Raw genomic sequence first — 5,394 nt, 5'->3', positions numbered from 1 at the left:
GCCCTTTATTTTATCGATTTTGGGCTATATTTTTGATATTTCAAAGAAAACAGGCATTCTCACCCACGTGAAAATGCCTGTTTTTCGACAATCTGTATCCCTCGAACGAGGGATATTTTTTTTATGCGTTTTTTATTTTCCACAGTTAAAGTTGTTTACCCTTAAATTAGAAGAGCCTAAAAAAAATAACCCCGGCCTAAGCCGGGGTAAATTATTATGTGGGTGGATTTATGCATTTTTACTGTCACTCTTTGCTCTTGCGATATCAGTTGCCGTTTCACCAAAGATATAGCCAAGTGCAAGGGTGATAAGTTTCCAATACAAGTCATTATCAATATTCCAGTCGAGACCTTCAGAGAGAATAATAAAAATAGCCGTCGCAACGGCTACCCAGAATTTACGGCTTGTCAGCTTTTGCTTGAGGTTACTCATCCCTTTCCATCTCCTTTTTCAACTTCTTTTTTCTTTATTCCAGCCAAGGCCCAAAGCTCCACAGTGGTGAAACTAAACCATGCACCTATAAGAGTTGATGGTTCCGTTTGAATACGATAAAAAATAAAAAGCACTGCTAATGTAAAAGCAGTGTTAAGTAGAATTACTAATGATACGATTACCTTTGAAAATTTCATTTTTTCTCAGCCAACCTTTTTAATACAACCGCTAATTCTTGCCTGGTAAGATTGTCTTTTGGTCTTGTACCATCCAATAGACCTTGCTGCTTTGCCCATTCCCACGCTTCCTTTGCCCAGTCGGAAGGCTGATTTTTATCCTGTGTCATGTTATCACCTCCGAAAAGTTCCTTTTGAACAGCTTCCTTAAACTGTTCCCAACTTGTCCACTTGCCGTTATCATAGAAAATCCGAGGGCATATTTTACCACTCCAGTCATAGTGTCTGCGAAGCTTGTCCACTCCCCAACCGCGCTCTTTCAGCAGCTTTGCAACCAATTGAGCTGCATTTTGCAGAGTCTTTTGCCTGTCTCCACTTTCACAAATCTCAATGCCAATACTGGAGTTGTTCCCTGCTTTGGTGCCAGCATGAAGCGCCTTTTGTATCATCTGTGAATATAGCTACTTAAGTGGAGATTCACCTGCATAATCGATTTAACCAAGAGAAATATGAGAACTACTACAAGTCCGGGGATTGGAAAGAAATCACCAAGATATTCCCCCGAATTCTTATCGTGGCACATAACAAACCCAAATTGCTTAATCCGACGTAATTGACCCACCGTTCCGATTGAAAATGACCCACTGGTCCAATTCAAAGTGACCCACCGTTCCGATTCAATTTGACCCATGGATATGATCCAAAGTGACCCACCCATGGCAAGGGATGATTTTAGATTATCAAATTGGCTGTTAATGTCAATAAAAAATACAAATAAAGCTGGAAAGAGGCTGACCATCAGCCTCTTGCGGGAATTTGATACAAATATTATGCTCTTTGAAAATTGAATCCTCTCATTGACTCTTTGGATTCCAGTTTAATCTGATATGAACCGTGGACAAGCCTATCCAGGACTGCATCTCCGACAATAGGGTCAGTGAATAGGCCGTGCCAGTCATCTATGGATAATTGGCTTAAGATGACTGTAGAATTAACCTGAGTACGATCTTCGATTACCTCCAGGAGATCTCGGCCCTCCGCATGGTCAAAAACATTCAAACCCCAATCATCCAATATCAGGAGTTTGATATTCTTTAACTCTCGCATAAGGCGGTTGTATGAACCATCACCTTTAGCAATGGCTATGTCGGTAAGAAGTCTTGGAACTCTTTTAAAGAGAACTTTAAAACCATTTCTGCAAGCAGTATTACCAAGGGCGCAGCCCAGAAAGGTTTTACCTGATCCTGTTGCTCCGGTTATCAATACATTAAGATTGTCACGAATCCATGCGCATGATGATAATTGCATAATGGTCTGCTTGTTTACCGACCTTTCAGGGGTAAAGACGAACTCTTCAATAGCACAGTTGTACTTCATTCCAGCCTTACGTACAAGATTAGCCAGGCGTTTGTTCTGCCGGGCTGTCCATTCACTGTCTACCAGTAAGCCAAAACGCTCATCAAAAGATAGGCTCTGTATTTCGGGATTTTTTAACTGACGGCTGTATTCCTTGGCCATGGTACATACTTTAATCCAATTGAGTTTTTCGATGGTTTGCTGTTCATTCATGCTTTTTGTCCTCCTTGTGCATAATATTTAGCGCCTCTGATAGTGGAGTGAATGGGGATAATATTGTTTTTGGGAGGAGGAACAGGGCTTTCTACCTTGTCCATACCGTTCTTAAGTATATTGTTCACCGTGGTGTATGATGGAGACCTTAATGCAAGAGCTTTACGGCAGGCGTTCTCTAAACGGAAGGCTGTATACCTGTCAGCCAGCCTCAGAAGTCCAAAACAGGATTTGTAGGCTTGTTGTTCAATCTTCTTTGATGAAAGAACCTGTTGAACAAGTTCACGGGTGTTATCGCCGATTTTGCAAGCCCAGGCAAGAAAACGGTTCCCATCCCACTGAATATATTCCTTGTGATTTGGCGGCATATGCTCAGGATTAGTAGAGAACTGACCGGCTTTACCACGAAGACGGGGATGAGAACAGATCCTTACATGGTTTGAGTATACCTCGATAGTATAAGTACTGATTTTTACGTCCACCTTCTTTTGAATGTAGGTATATGGCACACTGTAATACATATGGTCAATTTCGATATGGTAGTTAAACGAGACTGTTGATACCTTCCATACTGCCATTTCATAGTCTTTTGATGTCAGTGGTTTCAATGCGGGACGGTCAAGTTCAAGAAAAACGCTTTCTCTGCTGCCATCCTTTTTCTGATAAGGTTTCTGTGAAAAGCTACGTAATTTTTCCCGAATAGCAAGATTCAGTTGATGAAAGCTGAAAAACTTGTCATTACGTAGTGCAGCAACAACCCATGTACTGACATCTCCGACAGCACCTTCAACAAGAGCCTTATCTTTTGGCTTTCTGGTACGGGCAGGAACAATAGCGCAACCATAGTGTTCTGATAATTCCAGGTATGTCTTGTTTAATTCAGGATCATAATTGCAAGCTTTTTTCACGCCTGTTTTCAGATTGTCCGGTACTAATAGATGCGGTACACCCCCGTAATACCTGAAAGCATTGATATGAGCAATAATCCAACTTTCAAGGGATTGAGAGGGGAATGCCTCTACATAGGGATAACCACTTGTACCAATGGTTGAGACAAAAAGATGAGCAGGAATAATTTCACCCGTTTCAGGGTCAATTACCTGCATTTTTGTGCCTGCCCAATCGACAAACATCTCATAACCGGGCTTGTGTTCAAGATGCATTACAGCTTTTGTTCTGGCAGCCCAGTTCCTGTAACGGTTGCAGAATTGAGAATAGCCCAGGCCATCAGGTTGCTGAGCCTTGTATTCCGTCCATAAAAGCCGTAAATTAACGTGCGGACGTTTCAGTTCTTCGTGGATGTACTGATAATCCGGTTCAGGCTTTCGACTTGCAGGCTCAGAATTTGATGGATAGAATATCTTCATTAACGAAGCATCATCCATATCGATGGGAAGTGGCCATGAAATGCCTTGAAGTTCAGCAGTCCTCAGAATTTCACGCACTGTGTTACGTGAGCATTTACAGCTTTGTGCTGTCGCTCTGATGCCGATTCCAAGACTTTGTAGTCTAAGAATCTCTCGGATTTTTAACATGTGAATCGACCTCATTTCTTTCCTCCTTGTCCAATGTTATTGAAACCATTGTAACAGGAGCAGATTTCCCCGAGGCCGAGGGTGGGTCAATCTGAATCGGAACGGTGGGTCATTTTCAATCGGATTGATGGGTCAATCTGAATCGGAGGGGTGGGTCATTTTGAATCGGACGCCTGGGTCAAATTGCATCGGAATAATCACCAAATTAAAGCCTTCACCATTAAACTACAGAATTATACCTATTTAGAAACCATACTATTTTATTTAGTAAATAAACCATACCATCAACTCTTTAGCATTAGTATATCCGGAATATCACGAATTATGTAAGAAGTTGCGAAAGCAATTCGATTGTTATATAATCCCAATTAGCATTAATTAAAGGAGGTTACCCCTAATGAAAGCAAAAAAGCCTATCTTTAAGAAATGGTGGTTCTGGGTAATTGTTGCGGTAGTTGTTATTTGTGTTGCTGCAAATTCCGGTGATGATACATCAAGCACAACTGCCGACATAAAACCTACACAAGAATCAACAACTTCTCCTACACCCAAAGTTATTTCCGAATCTACTCCTGAAGCTACGCCAGAACCAACACCTGATAAAATGCCCACTGTTGGTGACACAGTAACCGTTAGAAATGTTGATATTACCTTGAACGATCTGACCATAAGTACAGGAAAAGATTTTTTTACCCCGGATGACGGAAAAGTATTCTTAATCGCAGATGTAACTCTGAGTAATAACGGGAAAAAAGAATTGTCAATTAGCTCTATGCTAGCAGTAAAGGCATATGTAGATGATTACGCAATAAATACCGACTTATCTGCAATAGCTTCTGCCGACAAATCAAGTCTTGACGGAAGTATTGCGCCGGGGAAAAAATTGAATGGCATTTTAGGTTATCAAGTTCCGGCAGATTGGAAGGTGCTTGAGATTAACATTCAACCAGATGTATTGAGTAACGATAAAGCCACCTTTATTATTGAGAATAAATAAGAGCCAATTAAGGCTCTTTTTCTTACATTTTATATAGAGACCATTGTATTGTATCTGGGAAAAATCTTAGTTCGTATCTCTTTTCTATACCATCGATAATAGATAAGCAAACAAACCGTAGTAGATATTTACCTAAAGCCCTTTCTTTTACGGTGTCAATTACACGGTCTATTTTTATAGTTTTGATTGCATCTTCGTCTTGAATTTTAAATTTTAACGGTTTGATAGTCCCATCCGCATAATGACAAGATATCATGTCTACTGGCCTATTTAAGACTTTCATTATGACCACCCAAAATATTATATCCAAATACTATTATATTTAGAACATACGTTCGTGTAAATGGAAATAAAAAAAATAACCCCCGGCGTTAACCGGGGGTGTTTTCATTCTTCTCGTTCTTTTTGGCTTGAGTGCCAAAATAAAAGGCTACAATCATCATGAAGATGGTAACAAACTCACTCGGTTGTATATTGCCGGCTACTGACAGATAAGCAAACACGGCCGTTACAACAAGGGTAACAATGCTCTTAATGTCAATCAATTTTGCAATTCTTTCTTTCATACTTTCCCTCCTTTCAAAAGCCTATGGTCTGTTAACTTAATAATAAAAATGAGACCTGAAACGCCTCTGGTATAATGGAATCGCCAAAAACACATTACCTCCCAGAAAGGAGCGTTCAA

At 40.4% G+C, this 5,394-nt stretch carries 7 protein-coding genes; 1 reads left to right on the top strand and 6 read right to left on the bottom strand.

Features of this window, described 5'->3' with window-relative positions; all coding sequences use genetic code 11:
- Nucleotides 1–228: 228 nt before the first annotated feature.
- The 5 genes from F3H12_RS12640 to istA all read right to left on the bottom strand — a co-directional run bounded on the left by F3H12_RS12640 (nucleotide 229) and on the right by istA (nucleotide 3,727).
- On the bottom strand, nucleotides 229–432 hold the full coding sequence (locus F3H12_RS12640) for a hypothetical protein (RefSeq protein ID WP_149679680.1): 204 nt from the start codon (nucleotides 430–432) through the stop codon (nucleotides 229–231).
- A complete protein-coding gene (locus F3H12_RS12635) occupies nucleotides 429–629 on the bottom strand; it encodes a hypothetical protein (protein WP_149679679.1) in 201 nt (66 codons plus the stop codon). The genes F3H12_RS12640 and F3H12_RS12635 overlap by 4 nt, the downstream gene beginning before the upstream one ends.
- Entirely contained in the window at nucleotides 626–1,057 is a 432-nt protein-coding gene (locus F3H12_RS12630; RefSeq protein ID WP_243133290.1) for a peptidoglycan recognition protein family protein, read from the bottom strand. The genes F3H12_RS12635 and F3H12_RS12630 overlap by 4 nt, the downstream gene beginning before the upstream one ends.
- 379 nt (nucleotides 1,058–1,436) lie before the next feature.
- Nucleotides 1,437–2,177 (bottom strand): IS21-like element helper ATPase IstB, encoded by a 741-nt coding sequence (gene istB, locus F3H12_RS12625; RefSeq protein ID WP_149679678.1) that lies wholly within the window; start codon nucleotides 2,175–2,177, stop codon nucleotides 1,437–1,439.
- Nucleotides 2,174–3,727 carry an IS21 family transposase gene (gene istA / locus F3H12_RS12620; RefSeq protein ID WP_243133289.1) on the bottom strand — a complete coding sequence of 518 codons (1,554 nt, stop codon included), beginning with the start codon at nucleotides 3,725–3,727 and terminating at the stop codon, nucleotides 2,174–2,176. Before istA ends, istB begins: the two co-directional genes overlap by 4 nt.
- A 382-nt stretch (nucleotides 3,728–4,109) precedes the next feature.
- Here istA and F3H12_RS12615 point away from each other — a divergent pair, with 382 nt between their 5' ends.
- Complete coding sequence (locus tag F3H12_RS12615; RefSeq protein WP_149679677.1) at nucleotides 4,110–4,709, top strand: DUF4352 domain-containing protein; 600 nt, start codon at nucleotides 4,110–4,112, stop codon at nucleotides 4,707–4,709.
- 371 nt (nucleotides 4,710–5,080) lie between these two features.
- On the opposite strand, the gene F3H12_RS12610 is transcribed toward F3H12_RS12615, so the two are convergent.
- Entirely contained in the window at nucleotides 5,081–5,275 is a 195-nt protein-coding gene (locus tag F3H12_RS12610; RefSeq protein ID WP_149679676.1) for a hypothetical protein, read from the bottom strand.
- Nucleotides 5,276–5,394 lie beyond the last annotated feature (119 nt).

The organism is Thermoclostridium caenicola, assembly GCF_900142095.1.
Taxonomy (GTDB): Bacteria; Bacillota; Clostridia; order DSM-8532; family DSM-8532; genus Thermoclostridium_A; species Thermoclostridium_A caenicola.
This window is presented reverse-complemented; position numbering and strand designations above follow the sequence as displayed.

Bases quoted from the DNA above. Each gene is read 5' to 3' on its own strand.
- F3H12_RS12640 (WP_149679680.1), bottom strand. From the start codon at position 432: ATGAGTAACCTCAAGCAAAAGCTGACAAGCCGTAAATTCTGGGTAGCC.
- F3H12_RS12635 (WP_149679679.1), bottom strand. From the start codon at position 629: ATGAAATTTTCAAAGGTAATCGTATCATTAGTAATTCTACTTAACACT.
- F3H12_RS12630 (WP_243133290.1), bottom strand. From the start codon at position 1,057: ATGATACAAAAGGCGCTTCATGCTGGCACCAAAGCAGGGAACAACTCC.
- istB (WP_149679678.1), bottom strand. From the start codon at position 2,177: ATGAATGAACAGCAAACCATCGAAAAACTCAATTGGATTAAAGTATGT.
- istA (WP_243133289.1), bottom strand. From the start codon at position 3,727: ATGAGGTCGATTCACATGTTAAAAATCCGAGAGATTCTTAGACTACAA.
- F3H12_RS12615 (WP_149679677.1), top strand. From the start codon at position 4,110: ATGAAAGCAAAAAAGCCTATCTTTAAGAAATGGTGGTTCTGGGTAATT.
- F3H12_RS12610 (WP_149679676.1), bottom strand. From the start codon at position 5,275: ATGAAAGAAAGAATTGCAAAATTGATTGACATTAAGAGCATTGTTACC.